General features: G+C 60.3%; 13 protein-coding genes and 1 pseudogene. 9 read left to right on the top strand and 5 right to left on the bottom strand.

Annotated elements, in window-relative coordinates; genetic code table 11:
- Positions 1–223: 223 nt before the first annotated feature.
- Positions 224–1279, bottom strand: coding sequence for an acyltransferase (locus A3M7_RS0132820; protein WP_084302735.1), 1056 nt, complete (start codon positions 1277–1279; stop codon positions 224–226).
- Between the two features lie 180 nt (positions 1280–1459).
- Between A3M7_RS0132820 and A3M7_RS0132815 the strand changes: the two genes are divergently transcribed.
- On the top strand, positions 1460–1693 hold the full coding sequence (locus A3M7_RS0132815; protein ID WP_371090227.1) for a transposase: 234 nt from the start codon (positions 1460–1462) through the stop codon (positions 1691–1693).
- Here the strand turns inward: A3M7_RS0132815 and A3M7_RS0132810 are convergent.
- Together A3M7_RS0132810 and A3M7_RS0132805 are read right to left on the bottom strand one after the other, a co-directional pair.
- Positions 1659–3272 carry a hypothetical protein gene (locus A3M7_RS0132810; RefSeq protein ID WP_156937040.1) on the bottom strand — a complete coding sequence of 538 codons (1614 nt, stop codon included), beginning with the start codon at positions 3270–3272 and terminating at the stop codon, positions 1659–1661. The genes A3M7_RS0132815 and A3M7_RS0132810 overlap by 35 nt on opposite strands.
- Before the next feature lie 127 nt (positions 3273–3399).
- A complete protein-coding gene (locus A3M7_RS0132805) occupies positions 3400–4416 on the bottom strand; it encodes a polysaccharide lyase (RefSeq protein ID WP_084302734.1) in 1017 nt (338 codons plus the stop codon).
- A 56-nt stretch (positions 4417–4472) separates the two neighbouring features.
- Between A3M7_RS0132805 and A3M7_RS0132800 the strand changes: the two genes are divergently transcribed.
- The 5 genes and pseudogenes from A3M7_RS0132800 to A3M7_RS0132780 all read left to right on the top strand — a co-directional run bounded on the left by A3M7_RS0132800 (position 4473) and on the right by A3M7_RS0132780 (position 12454).
- Entirely contained in the window at positions 4473–5096 is a 624-nt protein-coding gene (locus A3M7_RS0132800; protein ID WP_027547725.1) for a bifunctional 2-polyprenyl-6-hydroxyphenol methylase/3-demethylubiquinol 3-O-methyltransferase UbiG, read from the top strand.
- A gap of 114 nt (positions 5097–5210) precedes the next feature.
- Positions 5211–5396: pseudogene (locus A3M7_RS50770) on the top strand (IS5/IS1182 family transposase); the annotation flags it as partial.
- A gap of 507 nt (positions 5397–5903) precedes the next feature.
- Complete coding sequence (locus A3M7_RS45240) at positions 5904–8285, top strand: heparin lyase I family protein (protein ID WP_084302732.1); 2382 nt, start codon at positions 5904–5906, stop codon at positions 8283–8285.
- A 109-nt stretch (positions 8286–8394) separates the two neighbouring features.
- Positions 8395–11043, top strand: a complete 2649-nt coding sequence (locus A3M7_RS0132785; RefSeq protein ID WP_084302731.1) for a type I secretion system permease/ATPase — start codon at positions 8395–8397, stop codon at positions 11041–11043.
- Positions 11030–12454, top strand: a complete 1425-nt coding sequence (locus tag A3M7_RS0132780; RefSeq protein ID WP_027547723.1) for an HlyD family type I secretion periplasmic adaptor subunit — start codon at positions 11030–11032, stop codon at positions 12452–12454. Before A3M7_RS0132785 ends, A3M7_RS0132780 begins: the two co-directional genes overlap by 14 nt.
- Before the next feature lie 202 nt (positions 12455–12656).
- Here the strand turns inward: A3M7_RS0132780 and A3M7_RS0132775 are convergent, their stop codons facing one another.
- Positions 12657–14153 carry an undecaprenyl-phosphate glucose phosphotransferase gene (locus tag A3M7_RS0132775; protein ID WP_027547722.1) on the bottom strand — a complete coding sequence of 499 codons (1497 nt, stop codon included), beginning with the start codon at positions 14151–14153 and terminating at the stop codon, positions 12657–12659.
- Between the two features lie 321 nt (positions 14154–14474).
- Between A3M7_RS0132775 and A3M7_RS0132770 the strand changes: the two genes are divergently transcribed.
- Together A3M7_RS0132770 and galE are read left to right on the top strand one after the other, a co-directional pair.
- Positions 14475–15905: a polysaccharide biosynthesis/export family protein gene (locus A3M7_RS0132770; protein WP_245284365.1), complete on the top strand. Its 1431-nt coding sequence runs from the start codon at positions 14475–14477 to the stop codon at positions 15903–15905.
- A 398-nt stretch (positions 15906–16303) separates the two neighbouring features.
- Positions 16304–17362: a UDP-glucose 4-epimerase GalE gene (gene galE / locus A3M7_RS0132765; protein ID WP_049823818.1), complete on the top strand. Its 1059-nt coding sequence runs from the start codon at positions 16304–16306 to the stop codon at positions 17360–17362.
- A gap of 460 nt (positions 17363–17822) precedes the next feature.
- Here galE and A3M7_RS0132755 read toward each other — a convergent pair whose 3' ends face one another.
- The gene (locus tag A3M7_RS0132755; protein WP_027547718.1) at positions 17823–18200 is read right to left on the bottom strand and encodes a VanZ family protein; all 378 of its coding nucleotides are present in this window, start codon (positions 18198–18200) and stop codon (positions 17823–17825) included.
- A 639-nt stretch (positions 18201–18839) separates the two neighbouring features.
- Here A3M7_RS0132755 and A3M7_RS0132750 point away from each other — a divergent pair.
- Positions 18840–21086: a hypothetical protein gene (locus tag A3M7_RS0132750; RefSeq protein ID WP_027547717.1), complete on the top strand. Its 2247-nt coding sequence runs from the start codon at positions 18840–18842 to the stop codon at positions 21084–21086.
- Positions 21087–21111 lie beyond the last annotated feature (25 nt).

Here is a 21111-nt window from a genome sequence, read left to right as displayed (position 1 = left end):
ACATAGCTTCTGGCGATGGCAAAGCCGATCGCCTGCGCGAAACACCGTTACCCGACGATCCATACGCACATCCCGCTTGGGATATCATCATCGCATTGATGATGCCCTTCATGCTCAGCTATATGCTGAGCCTTTGGTTGAAATTTCGGAAATGACACGTACCATCAAGATCGCATTGGCGCTAAGTCTGTGCCTGTTTCTGAGCGCAGATACCTTCGCCAGGTCAGACTTGAGCAAGTGGTTGCCGACGATTGAAATTGCGACAGGCCTCGATCAGCGGGCGCTCGACGAGCAGGTGCAGCAGGCAGCCGCAGGCGATCGTGCTGGCGAAGACCACAACATAGATAAGTTTCGGCGTCAGCGAGACGTGGGCCGAAACCCCGATCATGACCTTGGCGAGCAGGCCGAGAAAGGCCTCATGGGTCAGGTAGATCGAATAGGATGCATCCCCGATCAGGTTGAGAAGCCGTACGTTGGATGGCCACTGTCCGGCAGATTCCAGCGATCCAGCCCCGGCTACGATCAAGCCGAAGGCGATGGCGTAGGCGATCTGCGTCTGGCTGTAGGGCATGCCCTCGCTTTCGAGCGCATAGACGGCGGCCAGCAGCGCCAGACCGGCTGGAAACGCGCATTTGACGACACTCGGCCTGCCGTGCGTCCAGCACTGGAAGGCCAGCATACCGACAAGAAAATTGAGATTGAGCGACGAGAAATAGCTAGTCCACGGCGTCCAGCCGCTGCCGTCTTGGTGTTGGAATATCGGCAGGCAAGCCAGCATCCATAGCGCGAAGACGGCCCTTCCGACATTCCTGCTAATAATGAAGAGCGCGAAAACGAGATAGAAGGCCATTTCGTTGACGAGGGACCACGCCGGCGCGATCGGAAATTCCAAGCTGTCGAGGCGGACGAGGAATGCGGTCGAAATCCAGCGGCCGACGGTGTCCGGCAGCACGACCGCCCCCGGCGTTCCAAATCCCATCGCCACCAGTGCGCAGAAGATGCCGACATAGACCCAATAGACCGGGAACACCCGCACAAAGCGGCGCGTCAGATAGCGGCCCAGCCGGTCGGGGTTGCCGACATCGTGACGGTGGGCGAGGGCGATGACGAAGCCCGAAAGCACGAAGAAGAAATCAACGCCCAAATTGCCGCGTCGAGTGAAGTTGGAAAACAGTTCCTCTCCGAGATAGCGCGGCAGGGTCATCGTGAGCGAAAGATGGTAGCCGAGGACGGCCATTGCCGCAAAACCTCTGCCCTGCTGCAAGGCGTGCAATTGCATCGCTCAACCTCCACGAGTCATCAGATGAAGAGGTGTTAGGTCTATCCTTTTACTAGAGGATTCGTCACAAATGTCGTGGCTATAAATAGGTAACCCTCGGTGGTTGCGCGAACTAAGTGGTCTGAGCCCCGCAGATTCCTCCAAGAATGGTAGAGTCCGTCACCCTTGAAGGGATGGACCATGAAGCCAAGTTGGTTCACGGACGAGCAGATCATGGGATCCTGCGGGAGCAGGAGGCGGGCGCGGCCACGGCCGATGTCTGCCGCAAGCACGGGATCTCCCAGCGCGACGCTTTACAAATGGAAGGCCAAATACGGCGGCCTGGAGGTGTCCGATGCCAAGCGGCTTAAGGCGCGGTCCGCGACGAGGGCCAGAGCGATCATGTCAGCGGTGGCACCGGCAGCGGATTGTTGATGCGCGATACAAACGGCTGCGAGCCCGATGCATCTATTTCGATGTTCGCATACCAAACGGCCAACGGCAGGCCATCTAGGTCATTCCCTCGATACAACGCCAGATTCCACCAGAATGGTGCCCTGGCTTGCGTGCCAACTTGCACGCCGCTCCTGTTCCAAAGCAGATTGCCATCGAGCCAGGTCTGCACAAATCCATTGGGAGAATTATCCATCCGGAATGTCGTCCTCACGAAATGCCACCGGCCAGTCGCGCAACTGACATAGGGAGAACTCCAGGTCGTCGGATTGATATGGACCCAGACGCCATAACTCCCGCTACGAGGATAGAGCGCATGGGTCGGTCCGGAATTGACGCCGCCAGTCTGATCGTGAAGATTGGGAAGACCACAGAAGGTGCAGTCGAAGGTCGAGCCAGGCTCTATGAAGAAGGCAAACGAGATGTCGCCGGTCACTTGCCACGGAATCAGGAGCTGCGCAGTATTGAATTGAATTCGGTCGACGCTGGGACCGTCGAATGGGGCAGCATCGCCTTTATGCACCTCAAAGCGATACAGATTGAGATAGTTTGGATCGTTCACCTTGATCAGACAATAGGGATAGGCTCCGGCACGCCCCTGCAAGGAACCATGAAGTGCGCTCGTCGATGTCGTGACCGGATAAACTAGGTTGTTCCCGCTCCCGGTCGGGAGATGTTTGTAGGGCGCGACATTGGTCGGTCCCGTACTTGAGCCGAGGCCGCCGATCTTCGGCCTGACATCCATCGCGGTCAGGAAGCTATAGAGTGCCTTGCTGAAATCGAGTTGCTGCTGTGCTGTCAGCTTCGATCCATAATGCACGAAGGCAACGTGACGCGACGTGAAATGACCACGCGCGCTCTTGAGGATCTGAACGGTGCCGGCGCCCGCACTGTGGGTTGCGGTGCCAGTGCCGATCGATGAGCCATCGAGAAAGACCTGAATCTGCGCTGATGTGTCATTCTGTTGTATCGCCCAATGTCCGACGGTCGAGCCGTAAACGCTGCTCAGAGAAATTCCATCCGAAGTATTGAGGCCCGCTATGATGTTACTAATCACAGAGCCATTGGCCTTGTGACCGATAAAGAGTTTTTCGCCGCTGCACTGGAATGGACTGATGTCGTCGGATGTGCACTCATTAAGACAAAAGTGCCCAAACGCAGAATTGCCATCGGTGGCCTTACCGCTGTTGACCTGGAAATTAGTCGAGAGCCAGCCTGTTGAGCCATCGCCGGCGAGGCAATTGTTGGCAGTATAGGAGATGGTACCATTGGCAGTGAGACGGCCTGTGGCTGTGTTGACCCAGTTGTAGCTGCAAGCACTCTCGGATGGTGCGGCGAAGCAATAGAACAGATCGAGCGTCGCCCAGATGCCCTTTTGCTTGAGCGTAGTAATCAAGTTGTCGACCTGCTGCAGCCAGTCGCTGCTCGGTGCAGGCGAGATGGCAGAAGCGAGCGCATTGGTCTCATCGTTGACTGCTGGCATTGATAGCCCGGCGGCCGTCCGCATGGCGCTCGCCGTTGTAGTCGCCAATAATCCGGTAAGAAGATCGCGCCGCCGCATGTGCCGGCTCCTCAACGGTCTCGCCTGTGCGATGAGAAGGACGCCCAACACCTTATCACGCAGCGCGAGCGGAAAAATGACGGATCGCGTTTCCAGCTATGGGCAAACGTAACCGGACAGATACTGCCTATCGCTCAACAACATGCTCAGTCGGCGCTCTCACCGCCTCCCGCGCAAAAACGTCCGTAAAAAAAATCTCCCTGGTCTTGATTTCAGGAGGTGCACCCAAGTCAATCCACCCAGGAGCATAAGCTCCAAATTTAAGGTAGGGAGCAAGTAAGTTGTCGTAACAGTTCGCGCCGAGCCTCTGAAAAACAGCATTACCGTCTTTTTCGACCTCGATAATCCCGTCCCCATCTAGCGACCACCTGGTGCGAAAAGTCCAGGTGGTCCATTTTCCACGTTCAAACGGCTGCGACCATGGAATGTCTCGACGAATGTCCCCTTTTGGGTCGAGCCACGTTGGACTTCGCCCCCAGGCTGTCCGGAGAACCCAGCTATCATTGACTAAGCTCAATTCGAGCGGGGGCTGGAGTCCCCCCTCACCTTTCCANCTGTCNNGCACATTGTGCATCTGCGTCACGATGACCTGATTATTATCGGACTGCCAATCCGGTGGGACGAAGATCTTCAATCCATATTCATAAAGTCGGTGAAACTCCGTCGCTTTCAATCGGAATTCAGAGCGATGATTCCCTTTCACNACGGGATCATCGAAGCTTATCTTGAACCTTGCGGCGTTCTTGGAATGCCAGCTGGGCGCGTCAACGACTGTTGCGGAGCCATTGCAGCAAACTTGTTTTGCCAAGCCGCTCCATCGTGAAAAGTCGCGGCTTGCAAATTCATCGTGCATGGGGATGGGCCCCATCATGAAAATGCTGACAAATAGGAAAACAGCCTCGGCCGCACAGGCGAGTAGTACGCCCAGGACTACGCCTGCGGTCGCGAACTTGACAATCTTGTGCACGGCATATCGCAAAGTTTCGGTAACTCCACGCTCTTCCGCATAATTCAAAAATCGCGCCGTGTGCGGACTCTTTGGAGCTACCCACATCGGCCTTCTGTTTGCCAAGGGTTTGTCGTTCAACCATCCATGAAGCACTGCAGAGCTCACCTCCTTGCGGCGTCTGTCATCTGCAGCCATGCAAATGCCCCCTCCCGGCTCAGCATGTGCGGCCGGCCGTCTGACTGGGCGGATATGTGCTAACCGGCATCGACCTCGACCCCGAAGCCCTTCGCATCCGGCGCGACGAAACGAAGGACCTCCACGAAGGCATCGTCGGGGATCTGCGCGCGGCCGATTTCGGTCAGCGGACCTTCGATGTCATCTTCAACTTCTTCGTCCCGGAGCACGTGCCGGGGGCGCAGCAGGTCCTGGAGAGCTTCAACAGATGGGTTAAACCCGGCGGGCTGATCATCATCGTGATCCCCGACCCCTATTCGGCGTACGGCTTCACCGCCAGGATGACGCCGCACTGGATTCACGTGCTCTTCTATCGCCTGATCCTCGGATGGAAGAACGCCGGCAAGCCAGGCCACGGTCGCTACAAAGTCACCTACGACCAAGTGGTGTCGCGCGAAGGCATTCGGGCGTTCCGCGGAGAGAACGGGCTGCTCCTGGCCGCCGAATACGGGATGCCCAGCAGCCACGGCCTGAACAACAACAGCCTCAAGCTGAAGCTGATGGAAGCCTACAAGAAGACGCTTCAGGTCCTGTCCCTCGGCCGCCTGAGCTCCGATCACAACGACATCATCTTTATCATCCGCAAACCCGCTCTCACCGCGAGGACGGACCAGCAGGTCAGCGCTGCCCTTCCCGCCTGATTGGTTCTAACGACGGGCCATATCTATCAAGCGCCGGCGGATCGCGCGGTGCAGCGCCGCCACGCTTCCCGGCGCTCTCGTGAATGATGGGACGACACCGCTTTATCGCCAAGTCGGATTCCCATGAAGTCGCGGCACGAACTGAAGAAGATCGAGATATTGGTCGCCGTTCTGAAGCGCATCCTGCGCTTCGACCGGCCGAGGTTGAGAGACTCATCAGCGGCTCGAGACAAGTTTCTCCTTGCTGCCACGGCTCAGAACCTAAGGAAGCAACAAATCGAGCGACCTCATGAGCGATGAAGCCGCGTTGCTTCCCTGTTTCGTTTGAGCCTCCAACGCGATCAACTGTATCGCATCGGCGTGATTAAGCTTCCCTGCGGAGACGACCTCTTTCCGCGAAAGAGCGGACGGTTATGAGGCGGACCTTTGGGGATTGGTCGCGCAGTCCAGTTTTGACGATCCGCGGGACCGAGCTAAACGAAGCGCCCTCACACCACGCGTCAATTGACGCTTACGTGCGTTCCTCTCGGCTAGCCCCGTCGCTTTCGATCTCCCCCAACGCTGGCGACGAAGCGATCTGGTGGAAAAATCGCGCGAGTGCCTTGAACCGACTCAATATCGGCGCGTATTAGACCGACATACAATGGTATAAGTCATACTTTGAAAGTTTTTTCGCCACTTTTGCTGATTAACCCCCCAACCTAGCAATCGGGGGGGCAGAATTCCCGATGCTCTGAAATCCGCTCGCGGTCCGAGACTGCGATGCGTTGAAATGTGTTCGCGGCGCCAGACGCTGTGAGCTGCGGTATGTCGCGCGCCCTTCGCCGCGGCACTGGAATTCCGTGTCAACGTCAAAAGTGCAAATGGAGACCTGAATTGGATACTACCGGCACCATCACGTCATTTTCGGCTACGCCGCAAACGTACCTCAGCATTGGGGGCGACCGCTATTACGTACAGACCCCGGGCAAGAGCTACAGCCTGACCAATCCCGACCCGCAGACTCTGCAATTTTCAATTCAACCTGGCGATCACGCCTGGTTCGATGGGTCAAGTGTTGATCGCTCTGAAATCATGTGGGCGGGTACGGCCGGAAGCACGAGCACCCAATACATTCCCGCGGGGACTCCCGTCGCCATCGACTACCAGTTTGCGGTGCAGCCCAACGGGCCAAACAACACATTCGTCAACAACGCGTGGTTCTTTGTTACCGCAGAAATGCATGATGGCGGCACTGTGGCTGGAACCTCGCCGCCATTCGCAGTTCAGCTCAACGGCGACCATCTGCAGCTTGTCGCGCTCTATGTCCTGCCTGGCGGGAATCCCGCCCAGGGCTCCCCCGATCTGCATTATCAGGTGCTATGGACCGACCCGAACCCGATTGTTCCGGGGAAGTATTACGACATCAACATCCAGGCCAACGTCTCGAACAGCGGCGGCGGCTATCTCAAGCTGGCGGTCGACGGCCAGCAGGTCGTGAACTATTCCGGCCCGCTGGGCTATGGCTCGCAGACCTATTGGGAAGAAGGCCTCTATCGGAATTCAGGTCCTACCGAGACCGTGACCGCCGACTTTCGCAATCTGACCATGGTCACTGGGTCGACGGCGATCGGCTGGCAGGGTGTGGGCGGCACGGCACCGACACAACCCACAACACCCACGGTGACGCCGGCCGTGACGCAGGCCACGGCCTCTCCGGGAACGGGCATCGAGCATGCCGGCGATACCATCACGCTGTCGCTCGCCTTCAACGAGGCCGTGATGGTAACAGGCACGCCCACGCTGTCACTCAATGACGGCAATATCGCCACCTATGCAGGTGGCTCGGGCACGGGCACGCTCACCTTCAAAACGACCGTTGCGTCGACCGACACGAACACCTCGGCGCTCGCCATCACCGGCGTCAATCTTCCGAGCGGTGCGGGCATCAAGGACGCCTCTGGGGTCGCCGCAAACCTGTCGGGTGCGGTGAAGACGTTCACCGGTCTCCAGATCGATCCGGTCTTGCCGGCGGTGACCCAGGCCACGGCTGCTCCGGGAACGGGTACCGAGCACGTCGGGGACACGATCACGCTGTCGCTCGCCTTCAACGAGGCCGTGACGGTAACAGGCACGCCCACGCTGTCGCTCAATGACGGCAATATCGCCACCTATGCAGGTGGCTCGGGCACGGGCACGCTCACCTTCAAAACGACTGTCGCCTCGACCGACACCAGCACCTCGGCGCTCGCCATCACCGGCGTGAACCTGCCGAGCGGTACGGCTATCAAGGACGCGAGCGGTGTTGCGGCGAACCTGTCGGCTGCGGTGAAGACTTTCTCCGGCCTGGCGGTTTCGACGGCATCGACGACGCCGACCGCCCCGACGACGCCGACCACGCCGACGGCACCAACGACGCCGTCAGCCACCACGCCCGTCCTCACGATCGCGGATCACTCGCTCTGGGTGGCCGGAAGAGGCGGCAAGGTCGATCTCGGGACCCAGGTGACCACGACCGACTCCAACGACGTCGTGACCGTGAACATCACTGGGTTGCCCAAGTACGAGACGATTACCGACAAGCTCGATGGTCAGACGTTCCGGGGGAATAACATCACGTTGACGGCCGCGCAGGTCGACAGCGGATTGACGCTGACCTCGACCTACAGGGGCGGCGGCCATCCGACCGCAACGCTCACGCTGACTGCAAGTGCGAAGGATCCGACCACCGGTGCGGTTGCGACGGCCTCGCCGCAGACCATCACCGTGGTGGATCCACGACCTGCGACGACCACGACCACGACGACGTCGTCGCACCACCACCACCACACCGCGACAAATCAGCAGCCTGTTGCCACCACGACGGCCGTGGCCCCGACGACCTCGCACACGACCGAGTCCACGGATCATCAGCACACGACCGCTGCAAACACGGGGTCCTTGGCAAGCCAGGGCTTTGCGCTGCTCCAGCAGCACCTTGACCCGGCCGCCAGCACCCTGGCAACGACCGCTGCCCATCCGATCATGGCGGCGGATCATCCGGCTGCGACCGGCACCACGATGGCGTCGTTCGCGAGCCAGAGCTTTGCGCTGCTGAACCAGTACTTGGCCGCTCACACCGGCCACGTGGATCCCGGTCAGTTCGTGGCGGCTCTGTCGCAGGCGACCGGTTGGGGACACGACTCGTTGCTGGCCCGACCGCAACACTAAGGCCGTGCCGCACCCAGGCTCAGCGCCTGGGTGCGGCCCCGTCAATATTTGGGAATGCATGAGAAGGAACATCATACGCGGCCGGTAGCCGCGAAGGGTTGAGTAATAAATGGCGATCCAGAATGGAAATGCCCATGCCGCAGATCTCGGGCTTCGGTCCCTTGCTCTGTTCCTGCGCCTTCATGGCGTGAACGCCGAGCCCGACCAGCTCCGCGACCGTTGCGGAGAGAGCGCAATCGGCATCCGTGCGATGCTTCGCTGCGCCCGCGATTTCGGACTGAAGGTCGGTTCGCGCACGACACAATGGAAACAGCTTGCAGGCATCAGCCTGCCCGGAATCGCAGCGCTGCGTGATGGCGGCTTCCTGCTGCTCGGCAAGGTCGAGGACGACGCCGCGCTTGTGCTGTATCCGACCTCGGCCCATCCGAAGCTGATGCCGCGTGCGGAATTCGAAGAAATCTGGGACGGCCGCTTGATTCTGACCGGATCTCATGGCCTCGCCGGTCGCGCGCAGCATGCCTTTGCCGGTCTGATTGCGCGCGGGCGTGATCTGGTTGCGCTCGCCGGCGATGCTCTGGCGTCTGCACGGTCCGCCGAACGTCGCGATATGCCCGTCCAGGAGCCGGGTCCTGAGCCTGCGGATGGCGATGAGTCTGGACTGATTGCGATGGCGATATTGCTGCGTTGCCATGGCATTGCGGCCGACCCGGAGCAAATTCGCCATCGCATGGGCACCTCGCGGATCGGCGTGACCGAAATCCTGCGCTGTACCAAGGAGTTCGGCGTCAAGGCGCGGGCACAGCGGTCAAGCTGGAACAGGCTGGCCGTCACGCCGTTGCCGGCGATCGCCGCGCTGCGCGACGGCAGCTTCCTGGTCCTGGGCAAGGTCATCGACGACAAGATTCTCGTTCAGCGCCCATTATCTTCCCGACCCGAATCCATGACGCAGGCCGAACTCGAGGCCGTCTGGGACGGCGACATCATCCTGATGACCCGGCGTGCGGCTCTGACGGATCTGTCCAGGCGATTCGATATCAGCTGGTTTCTCGGTGCGGTCCACAAGTATCGCCGTCTTCTCGGCGAAGTGCTGATCGCGTCGTTCTTCCTTCAGGTCTTTGCCCTCGTTGCCCCGCTGTTCTTCCAGGTCGTCATCGACAAGGTACTCGTGCATCGGAGCATCAGCACGCTCGACGTCCTGGTCGCGGGTCTCGTCGCGTTGACCTTGTTCGAGACCGTTCTCGGCACGTTGCGCGTCCATCTGTTCGCGCACACGACGAACCGCATCGACGTCGAGCTCGGCGCCCGGCTGTTTCGTCACCTGATGGCGTTGCCGATCGCATATTTCCAGACACGCCGCGTTGGCGATTCGGTCGCACGCGTTCGCGAGCTTGAGAACATCCGCCAGTTCCTGACGAGTTCGGCGCTCACCCTGGTCGTCGATCTTCTGTTCACTGTCGTCTTCCTTGCGGTCATGTTCTACTATTCGGCCGCGTTGACGTGGATCGTTCTGGCGTCGTTCCCTTTCTACATCGGAATTTCCGCCGGCGCCGCGCCGCTGTTTCGCCGGCGGCTCGATGAGAAGTTCAATCGCGGCTCGGAGAACCAGGCCTTCCTGGTCGAAAGCGTCACGGGCGTCGAGACGCTGAAGGCGATGGCAGTTGAGCCCCAGATGCAACGCCGCTGGGAGGAGCAACTCGCCGGCTATGTGGGGGCGAGTTTCCGCGTACTCAGCCTGAACAACACGGCGAGCCAAGCGGTCCAGATGATCAACAAGCTGGTCACGGCCGCAACGCTCTACTTCGGCGCCAAGTTCGTGATCGGCGGCGACCTGACCGTCGGAGAGCTGGTCGCGTTCAACATGCTGGCGGGGCGGGTAAGCATGCCGGTGCTTCGGCTCGCGCAGATGTGGCAGGATTTCCATCAGGCCCGGCTGTCGGTCGATCGGCTCGGCGACATTCTCAACACCATCCCGGAGCCAAGCTTCAGTTCGGCCCGCGCCGCGCTGCCGGCGATCCGCGGCAAGGTCGTATTCGAGCACGCGACCTTCCGCTACCGCGTCGACGGCCCCGAGGTGCTGCACGATGTGTCCTTCGGCATCGAGCCCGGCCAGGTCATCGGTATCGTTGGCTCTTCGGGCTCGGGCAAGAGCACCATCGGCAAGCTGATCCAGCGTCTCTACGTGCCGGAGAGCGGACGCGTGCTGGTCGACGGCGTCGACCTCGCGACGGTCGACCTGACCTGGCTTCGGCGCCAAATCGGCGTGGTCTTGCAGGAGAACGTGCTCTTCAATCGTTCGATCCGCGAGAACATTGCACTCGCCGACCCGGCCATGCCCATGGAGCGCGTCATCGAGGCGGCATCACTCGCCGGCGCACACGACTTCATCCTGGAGCTGCCCGAGGGCTACGACACCATCGTGGGCGAGCGCGGCAGCAGTCTATCCGGCGGGCAGCGCCAGCGTGTCGCGATCGCTCGCGCACTCATTACCAACCCCCGCATCCTTATCCTCGACGAGGCGACCAGTGCGCTCGACTACGAAAGCGAGCGCGCCATCCAGCAGAACATGAAAAGGATCTCCGCCGGCCGGACTGTAATCGTCATCGCTCATAGGCTCTCTACCGTGCGCAATGCGAACCGAATCATCACTCTCGAGCATGGCCGCATCGTCGAGGACGGCAGCCATGACGAACTCATTCGCTCGAACGGGCGCTACGCAAATCTCCACTATCTGCAGGCCGGTATCCATGACGTCCGCTAGCCGGAATATCGTACCGTTTCCGAGAGCCGAGGTCCGACGGCGCGAGCACGAGATCGCGTTTCTGCCGGCGGCACTCGAGATCACCGAATCGCCGCCGTCGCCGATTGGTCGCGCGATCGGGGCGAGCATCATCGCGGTGTTTTGCGTCGCGCTGTTGTGGGCATCGTTGGGCAGCGTCGACATCGTCGCTACTGCGACGGGCAAGATCGTGCCCGGCGGACGCACCAAGCTGATCCAGCCGTTCGAGACTGGCGTTGTTCGCGCCATTCACGTACGTGACGGACAGAGCGTCAAGGCCGGCGATGTGCTGATCGAACTCGACCCGACGATGACGGACGCCGATCAGGAGCGCCAGAGAAGCGATCTTGTTGCGGCCGAACTCGACGTCTCGCGGCTGCGAGCAGCGCTCACCAGCGATCCGCTTGCCGCCTTCCGATCACCGCAGGGCGCAAGCGCCGCGGAGATCGAGATGCATCGCCAGTTTCTGATCAGCCAGCGCGCCGAGCAGAGCGCCAAGCTCGCTGAGATCGAGCGCCAGCAAGGTCAGAAGGAAGCGGAGCGGGCGACAACATCGGCGAGCGTGGCGAAGCTCCAGGCGACGATACCGGTGCTCCAGGAGCGGGTCGACATCCGCAAGACTCTGGTCGACAAGGCCTTGGCCTCGCGGGTTGTCTATCTCTCCGAGTATCAGGAGCTGGTCGGCCTTCAGCAGGATCTGGTCCTCCAGCAGAGCCGGCTCGGCGAAGCCGACGCCGCCATTGCCCTGCTGAAAGAAACGAAGGAAAGGACTGCCGCGGAGTATCGGCGTGCCACCTATGACGCACTCGCGAAAGCCGAGCAGAAGGCGGCGAGCGCTGCGCAGGAAGTGGTCAAGGCGGATCGGCGCACGAAGCTTCAGCAGTTGACCGCGCCGGTCGACGGGGTCGTTCAACAACTCGCCGTTCACACGGTGGGTGGCGTGGTGACGCCGGCGCAGTCGCTCGCCATCGTGGTTCCAAGCGAGAGTCAGCTCGAGATCGAGGCCATGCTCTCCAACCGCGACATCGGCTTCGTCCATCCCGGACAGAAGGCAGAGATCAAGATCGACACGTTCAACTTCACGCGCTATGGGCTCCTGCATGGGGACGTCCTCAGCGTGTCGACCGACGCCATCACGCGGGACAGGCAGGGCGGACCAAACGACCGCGCGTCGGGCACGGCGCAAGGCAGCAGCGAGCCGAAAGGCCAGGAGCTGGAGTATGCGACGCGGATTTCACTCGACCGCACGCACATGCAGGTGGAGGACAAGCTCGTCAAGCTCGGTCCCGGCATGGCGGTGACGGTCGAGGTCAAGACCGGCGCGCGCACGATCATCAGCTATCTTCTCTCGCCGCTGGCGAGGTACAAGCAGGAATCGCTGCGAGAGCGGTAGACAGGGGTCGGCTGAGCTTGCGGCCTTTCCCAATAGGCCCAACGGTCATCCGCCGCCCGTATGCAGCATCAGGGGATCACGAGATACGAAGCGGAGGGGCCACGCGCCTCTCCGCCGACGTGTCGTCCCCGGGTTGCACTTCTACGCCCCCGGATGATGAGAAACGCGCTGCGGGCAACGACGGTCGGCACCGACTAACGCATCAATAGGCATTCCAATAAGCTTTTTTCGAAAAGAAGGTCATGACCATGATCTTGAAGTCGAGAAGGACTGACCAGTTGTCGATGTAATACAGATCATGCTCCACCCGACGCTGCATCTTCTCGAGCGTATCGACGTCACCACGAAACCCGTTGACCTGAGCCCAACCTGTAATACCAGGCTTGACGTTGTGGCGGCGGGAAAATGACGAAATCAGCGCGTTGAACGACTCGTTCTGCGAGGTTGCGTGCGGACGGGGCCCGACGATCGACATGTTGCCGAGCAGGACATTGAACAATTGCGGAAGCTCGTCGACATTGGTCCGGCGCAGAAGGCGTCCAACACGGGTCACGCGCGGATCGTGTCTGGTGGCCGGTTTGAAGTTGTCGCCATCCTCCATGACGGTCATCGATCGGAATTTCAACACGCGAATGGGCTCATTGTTGTAGCCGTGGCGTGTCTGTCGAAAAAACACCGGCCCACGAGACTCGAGTTTGATTGCGAGCGGAACAATCACGAAAAGGATGCTGGTCAGAACAAGGCCCGCGCTTGCAACGGCGATGTCGACTCCCCTTTTGATTGCTCGGCTGAAAGGAGTGAGCGGAGATTGGAATATCCGCATCGTCACCATGTTGCCGAACTGGGTGCTCCGCGACACGGCCATCAGATCGATGGACCCAACAAGCACGACGTGAACGTCTACTGGCAGGTCTGACAGGGCGGCGGCAAGCGCGAGAGCAGAGCCGCAATCTGATTCCGAAATCAAAATGACAACGTCATCCACTCGGAAGGGTCGGCAGTCCGCGACCAATTGGCGGACATCAGGTGGCGCCTGGCCGGCGTCGGGGTGCGCCGGAACCAAGGAAGCGGCGCGAGCCCGCGGAAGGTCGAACGAGCGAATGGTCCGAATTCCGGTGGCGTTAGCTCGTGCAGAAAACTGCAAGCAGTGACCCGGGTCTCCTATGAGGATGACGCGCCTAGCATCGATCAAACCAGACGCGATAGCAGGCTGCAGCACTGAAAACCATATTGCCCGCGTGCACAGCACGGTGATCAGGACACTCCCGGCCTGGATGATGACAGTTGCTCGCGAGTAATCCCCGGAGGCTTTCAGAACGAATATTGCCGAGACGAAGAAGGAGAATACGAGGAGGACGGCGTTGGCACCGCTCCATAGGAAGACGTGGCGGGGCTGCGTCAGGATTCGGGAATATTGCCGTAGTCCTATGGAAACCAGCAATTCCAATGTGGAAATCAGAAGGGATTCCAGAATGTACCTGGCGGAATCCGGCGGCTCCAGCAAGACCACGCGATGATAAAGAACCGCTGCGAAATAGGCCGCACCGGCTACGAGCAGGAACTCCGTGCCTGCTGCCACGACCAATAGAGCAGTCAATCTGCTCCTTCCAACGCCTCCTGCAATCGCCCTGCCGTCGTCGAACGAATGTGCCTGAAGCTTGGTAGAGGCCGGCAAATTGGTGAAGGACGCATAAGTCATAGCAGTCAGCCACCCGATCACTCGCCACTTGGGTTGACTCAGTACAGTCCGGGTCACTGGATGAAAATTGGCAATGCGGATGGGACGGGCAAAAAGTGGGTAACTACGATGGTCGATTGAGCCGCGACAGCGCGGGATTAGATTCGGGCAGCAATGGAAGCGCCCGTCCGAGTGGGTCCGATGGGCATGACGGAGAACCGATCAGTCGGAAAAAGGGGAAGAAGGCACCAGCGGTTCGGCGTCAATGAGAGAACAGAACGTCGTTTTGCGGATCGCCCCGTCTGGACGGCTACTCGGACGGCTGTTGACGTGCTGCCTTCCATGACCAAATTCGAAAGACTTCACCTCGGTGACCACGTTCGTACAGGGAATGTCGCAATGCCGAACTCCAGACTGCGCAATAGCTTCCATGTCGGCGTTTCTCGCAGCGACCTGGGTCGTTGCATCAAATGGGCCTTGGTGGCTGTTGGCCTGACAATCTCCGTCACTCAAGCAAGGGCGGAATATCTGGTAAACATCGGAGATGTACTGGAGGTCGCGGTTGCGGGCGTGCCGGAGCTGCGGCATCGCGCTGCCGTCCAAATGGACGGGAACGTTTCGTTGCCACTGGTCGGATCGCTTCCGGTGGCAGGCCTGCCCTTATCGCAGATCCGAGCCAAAATCGGGGCTGCACTGGCGAGGAAGGTATTTCGACAGAGGACGGCCGATGGCCGGGAGACGGCCGTCGTGATCGACGCAGACGAGGTCACGACGGTCATCGCGGAATACAAGCCCATATACGTAAACGGGGATGTATCGAAGCCGGGTGAGTACCCCTATCGTCCGTCCATCACCGCACGCCAGCTCGTCGCCGTGGCCGGCGGCTACGACATCATGCGCCTCAGAATGAACAACCCGTATCTCGAGTCAGCGGACTTGAGAAGCGAGTATGGTTCGCTTTGGACAGAGCTGGCCAAAGAACAGGCGCGCATGTGGCGCATCAAGACTGAACTTGGAGAGGGAGCTCAGATCAGTCCAAGCGCTCTGATGGACGCGCCCTTAGCTCGATCGGCGATTTCTGACATCGTGAATTCGGAAAAGGAATATCTGAAGACCAAGCAGAGTGACTATCAGCAGGAAAAAACGTTCCTTCAGCGCGGTATTCGACAGGGAGACGACGAGGTCCGCGTGCTGTCAGAGCAGCAGAAGAAGGACGAAGAGGGACTTCAGGGGGATCTTGAAGAGCTGCAGAAAGCGACCGAGCTCTTCGGCAAGGGATCCCTGATCAGTCCTCGCGTTACGGATGCGCGTCGCGCAGTGCTGCTGTCATCAACGCGGAAGCTGCAAACCTCTGCGCAACTGCTGCAGGTCAAGAAGCAGCAGGACGAGTTCGTCAGAAAGCTGGCAAAGCTGGATGACCAGCGGAGGCTCGACTTGCTCCGTGAGCTGCAAGATACCAGCGTAAAGCTCAATCAAATCCGCGAAAAGCTGCAGAGCGTCGGCGAGAAACTTCAGTACACTGCGATGGTTCGATCGCAACTCGTGCGAGGAACCGGCAATCACGCGGAGATTGCCATCATCAGAAAGGGACAGGAACGGATCATCGCAAGCGAAGATACCGAGTTGCAGCCGGGTGACGCCGTCGAGGTCGCCCTCCAATACCAGGATGGTCCTGCCGTGCCTCCTCGAAGGGTAGGCAGTTCAGACATTCCATCAGGGACAAGCCGGACCGATGCGACCGCAGGCGATTCGGTACGCATCGGGCAGAGGTAACAAGCGCCGTCGCAATTCCGCAGCGGGAGATGCCATTTTGCCACTTATGCCTACGTCGGCGAATCTAACCCCCCTGCTCTCCTATCGCAACAACCTCGACGAAACCGCCATGGCGATCCCGCAGTCCTGATCGGCACTCTCGAAGAGGCGCTAAGCCTGTTCGGCTGGAACCCAGAAGGATCTGACCTGGAGGTTCAAGTCCGCGACGCCTGGAAATGGGTGACGCGACAATCGTGAGCGCTCGACGGCCCGTCCCGGCGGGCTGCGCCACGCGCGATGCAGTCCACCGGAGGTAGCTCATAAGGCCCAAAATCTCCACGCCCCGTGGGCGCGACTTGCAAGTAATGTGGTGCCGCATTGCACGGAGGCCAGTTGAGCGAATGCGGAAGCTGTCCGAAATGATCTTGGTGACCGGAGGTGCGGGCTACATCGGGTCGCATGTCTGTATCGCATTGCTGGACGCCGGGTTCGACGTCGTCGTCGTCGACAATCTTTCCAACAGCAACAAGGCCTCGCTTGAGCGGGTCCAGTCCATCTGCGGGCGATCGCTCATCTTTCGGCATGCCGATATCCGGAATGAAGAGCTGATCTACGACATGCTTCGTACCTGCGCAGTGACCGCGGTCATTCACCTTGCAGGACTGAAGGCGGTGGGCGATTCCAACGTACGGCCCATGACGTATTACGAGAACAACGTCCTGGGAACGATGCGGCTGCTGTCGGCCATGAAGAGGGCGAACGTAAAGACGCTCGTGTTCAGCTCGTCGGCGACCGTCTACGGGATGCCCAGATACCTGCCGCTCGACGAGAAGCATCCCCTCGGTCCGACCAATCCGTACGGCCGCACAAAGCTCGTCATCGAAGAGATGCTGAAGGATCTCTGCAGGTCCGACGACGGTTGGCGGATCGGCAATCTGCGCTACTTCAACCCGGTTGGCGCGCACGAAAGCGGGCTCATCGGGGAAGACCCGCTGGGCGTTCCCAGCAACCTGTTGCCGTTTGTGGCGCAGGTGGCGATTGGACGACGGGAGAAGCTGCAGATCTGGGGAAACGACTATGACACGCCTGATGGCACCGGAATCCGCGACTTCATTCATGTGGTCGATCTCGCATCCGGGCATTTGAGTGCCCTGCGCCAGCTCGGACAGCCCGGTCTGATCACGGTCAATCTTGGAACGGGCAACGGCAGCAGCGTTCTGGACATCGTCCGTACGTTTGAATCGGTGAGCGGGCGATCAATCCCCTATGAAATCAGGGAGCGCCGGGCCGGTGATGTCGCCGCCTGCTATGCCGATCCGACGTTTGCGAAGAACGCGTTGGGCTGGGCATCGACGCGGTCGTTGGAGCAAATGTGTGCGGACCATTGGCGTTGGCAATTGCAGAACCCCAACGGTTATCAGGGCAGCGAGCTACCGAAGGTTCGGGAGCGGTCCAGGCATCTTCGTCGTCATGCCTGAGCGTGCGCGTCCGAGGTGTTGAAACGTGCACCGGCGGGTCTGACCGCATGAGCGGAGTTCGGGACGAGCTGCAGCAGCGTGCATGTCGCCCATCAGAGGTAGCTCGTAATGACCCAAAATCTTTTCACCGTGGAACAAGCCTGCAGGTAAGATGCAGTCGCGCCTGGGGATTTGCGATGCCACACTATCGTGCGTACGTTCTGGATGAACATGGCCAATTGGGAAGCGTCGTCAACCTTCACTGCCCTGACGACGCGTCCGCAACCAAGCGGGCCGGACGGTTGGCCGATGGTCACGAGGTTCAGCTTTGGCGACTTGTTGCCGAGCTCAAATTCGACGATCCGCAGCACCGATCCAGGCGGCGACGGAGTGTCCGTGCACCAATGCACTGAGCTCGATTGATGGTGCGCTTCGTCTCGCGGTCAACTCGCGCACCCCCGGTGCAAGCCATATGTGCGCACTAAGGACGTTGGCGCGTCACCGCGTCGGGATCTTGGCCTAATTGCGCCATCATCCAGCTCGCCGCCGCGGAAAGCGCGAAGCCGACGCAGGCCGAGAGCGCATCGACCATAAAATCCTCAAATCTCGCGTGCCGTCCCGGCACCCATAGTTGCATGATCTCAAGCAGGCCGATCAGGGCAACGGCGAGCGCTGAAGCAGTCAAGCGCCGCTGCGGATAGGCAAGGCCGAAGACAATCCCGATCAGAAGGAAGGTGAGCGCGTGATCGCCTTGCTGTCCGAGAACGGGGTGAGGCCGAACGTCCTGAGGTCCAAGCGTTACGAAAGTGACGGCGGCCGCGAGCAGCCACGCGATCAGCCGAAGAAGCGCGGTAACCACTAAAGGGCCTCGATTGGCAGCCGCACCCGGGGTTCTTCATTTCTGAGACTCGATTTCAAGAACATGCTCCCTCCACTCAGCGCAAACGGCAGCCTCAATAATCGCACCCAAACATTTCTCGCACGCTGCGCCGAGGCCGCGAACCTTGAACGATCCATTCGGCTGCAGCGCTCCCAGTTCGAGTCAGATCGACCTGCAGTTTCCACGCCGAGCTGACGGGCCTGCAGCAGGGTGTGTTCGCCTGCAGTGGCACTAGGTGGCGGCGCCGCCTGCTCTGGAGCAATCCCGTCGTCCTGCCGTGGAATTCCCTTCGACCAAGTTCATGCCCTACCTGAGCGGTACCAGATCAATGGTTACCACCTGCTCCTGACATATGAGTGCAGGATTCCTGATGTGCGTGGACGAAAGGAGAGTACTCCAAAAGGATTGGACACTGAACCAAATCCGGAAGGCTCCAGCCCGCTGAGTCCATCTCATTGTTCATGGCTTGGATGATCGGGCACAGTCCGAAGCCTAACCCAAAAGTGGTGGGGAGGGTCCTCCATTCGAGCTATATGCTTCGCGTAAAGATGGAGCGCATAATGAGGCATCAGGGGGCATCTGAAGGATATCGTATCGCCACGCGACAGGTGATTGCCGATGGCTCGCACGGTCATGCTCAACGGGGACGTGAAGATCTCCCCCACGCGGGGAAGATGCGCCCCCCTGTGGATGGCAGCGGTCATGCTCGTCATGACATGGCCGTCGGAAACGAAGGCTTCCCAGGATCAGGCGCGGCACCTCGCAGACGCGCAACAGGCGACAACTGCCCGCGATCGCGGTTCTGACGCGTTCGAGAAGTTGCTGCCGCGCCCGGGCGGCAGCGACAAGTCGATACAGGTTGCGCAGGCGACGACTGGCGACACGGGTGCCCTGCAGCAGCCTCCGAAACAGCAACGCGACTGGGCAGAGTCGCTGTCGTGCGAACTTGGCTTCGCAAGGCGCGACATAGAGTTGTTGCAACATCTCGAGCGGGAGCATGATCGGGTCGAGTGGCTGGTGCAGGCACTTGACGATGCGCGGCGCGAGGTCGAAACGCAAAAGGCGCTGGCAGCGAAGGCCGTCGAGGAAGGTTCCCGACTGAAAGAAGCTTCCCGGCCGAACCAAGCGGGCGAGAGTGGCGCGGCTGATCTGCAGGCATTCCTGCAGGAGGAGCGCGAGCGGTCGGCGCGGCTGGAGCAGGATCTCGCAACCGCGCGGCGCGATGTCGAAACCCAAACCGCGCTGGCGACGAAATCAGGTGAGGAAGTTTCCTCCCTGAAACAGGCGGGCGAGAGTGTCGCCACGGAGCTGCAGAAGACGCTGCAGCAGGAGCGTGAACGGTCGGCGCGGCTGGAGCGGGATCTCGCAGCCGCCCGGCGCGATGTCGAAACCCAAACTGCGCTGGCGACGAAATCGGGAGAGGAAGTGGCCGCGCTGAAACAAGCGGGAAATAGCGTCGTTACGGAACTAGAGAAAACACTGCAGCAGGAGCGTGAACGGTCGGCGGGGCTGGAGCAGACTCTGGCGGCCGCGCGGCACGATGCCGAAACCCAGGCTGCGCTGGCGGCAAACGTGAACGAGGACCTTTCGCGGCGAAGTCGGGCGGCGGAGGCCAGCGCCGAGGACTTGAGGCAATCGATGCAGAAGGAGCGCGAAAGGGCCGACACGCTTGCGCAGGATCTCTCCCTGACGCGAAGCGCTATTTATGCATACCAGGCACAAACTGCACCGGTGGCGAAAGCCAGCGAAAACGCCTTCCTACCGAAAGTGGCAGGAGAAAGCGGCGCGGCAGAGTTGCAGAACTCCCTGCAACAGGAGCGGGATCGGATCGGCCAGCTGGAGCAGGCGCTCGCGGCTGCGCGACGAGATATCGATGCGCAGACGGCGCTGGCTGCAAATGCCGGCGACGAAGTCGCCAGGCTGACGCAAGCAGCAAAGGCTGGCGCCGCGGAGCAGAGGCGGTCGATGCAGAAGGAGCACGAGAGAGCCGAAGCGCTGGCGCAGGATCTCTCGATGGCACGCAGCACGATCTACGCATACGAGGCTCAAGCGGCCAAAGCCAGCGCGGAAGCAGCACAGCTCAAACAGGCTGAGGCGAACAATACTGCCTCCCTGGCGCAATCACAACGCGAGCGCCAGCGGGCCGACCAACTGGCCCGGGATCTCGCGAAAGCAAGCCGCGATCTCGACGCACAGACCGAGCGCGCGTCCAAGGCAACCGAGGAAGCCGCAAGGATCAAGCAAGCCGGGGAGCGCGACTCGGCCGAGTTGCGCAACTTGTTGCTGCGTGAACGCGAGCGGGCCGAGGGACTGGAAAGGGATCTCGCATCGGCGCATCGAGAAAACGGCGCTCTGGCGGCGAAGATTCCCTCCGCAGCGTCTCCGCCGGCTACCACCGGCAAGGCCGTGCGCGAGGAGCCGCTGTCAGCGCCCGCACGGCCAATCCAGAACCGGCCCGTCCAGGACAAACCAGTCCAAGACAAACCGGTCAGAGACAAGCCAGTCCAAGACCAGGACACAGCGGCGCACAGCCAGGGCGGTGCCCAGGTCAATCCTAAGGAAGTCAATCCTAAAGAAGTCAATCCCAACGAAGGGGCGCAAGCGGCGAAATTGATTGCGCGTGCGAGCGTGCTGCTTGAACAGGGAAACATCGGCGCTGCGCGGATCGTGCTGGAACGTGCCGCCGAGATGGGCAGCGCCCGAGCAAGCTTCGTGCTCGCAGAAACCTACGATCCGCTGATCCTTCCGAACTTCGGAACCTATGGAACGCAGGGCGATCCCACTAGAGCGCAAAATCTTTATGCGCGGGCCGAAGCTGGAGGAATCAAGGAGGCGAAGGCGCGATTCGAAGCGTTGCGCCGATAGCACGGTCTTATGAGGCGATTTTCCA

The organism is Bradyrhizobium sp. WSM2254 (assembly GCF_000472645.1).
Lineage (GTDB): Bacteria > Pseudomonadota > Alphaproteobacteria > Rhizobiales > Xanthobacteraceae > Bradyrhizobium > Bradyrhizobium niftali.
Note: the sequence above shows the minus strand (reverse complement) of the source record. Positions and strands in the feature narration are given on the sequence as shown.

Coding starts and splice junctions, on each gene's coding strand:
- A3M7_RS0132820 (WP_084302735.1), bottom strand. CDS start 1,279: ATGCAATTGCACGCCTTGCAGCAGGGCAGAGGTTTTGCGGCAATGGCC.
- A3M7_RS0132815 (WP_371090227.1), top strand. CDS start 1,460: ATGAAGCCAAGTTGGTTCACGGACGAGCAGATCATGGGATCCTGCGGG.
- A3M7_RS0132810 (WP_156937040.1), bottom strand. CDS start 3,272: ATGCGGCGGCGCGATCTTCTTACCGGATTATTGGCGACTACAACGGCG.
- A3M7_RS45240 (WP_084302732.1), top strand. CDS start 5,904: ATGTCGCGCGCCCTTCGCCGCGGCACTGGAATTCCGTGTCAACGTCAA.
- A3M7_RS0132785 (WP_084302731.1), top strand. CDS start 8,395: ATGGCGATCCAGAATGGAAATGCCCATGCCGCAGATCTCGGGCTTCGG.
- A3M7_RS0132780 (WP_027547723.1), top strand. CDS start 11,030: ATGACGTCCGCTAGCCGGAATATCGTACCGTTTCCGAGAGCCGAGGTC.
- A3M7_RS0132775 (WP_027547722.1), bottom strand. CDS start 14,153: ATGACTTATGCGTCCTTCACCAATTTGCCGGCCTCTACCAAGCTTCAG.
- A3M7_RS0132770 (WP_245284365.1), top strand. CDS start 14,475: ATGACCAAATTCGAAAGACTTCACCTCGGTGACCACGTTCGTACAGGG.
- galE (WP_049823818.1), top strand. CDS start 16,304: ATGATCTTGGTGACCGGAGGTGCGGGCTACATCGGGTCGCATGTCTGT.
- A3M7_RS0132750 (WP_027547717.1), top strand. CDS start 18,840: ATGGCTCGCACGGTCATGCTCAACGGGGACGTGAAGATCTCCCCCACG.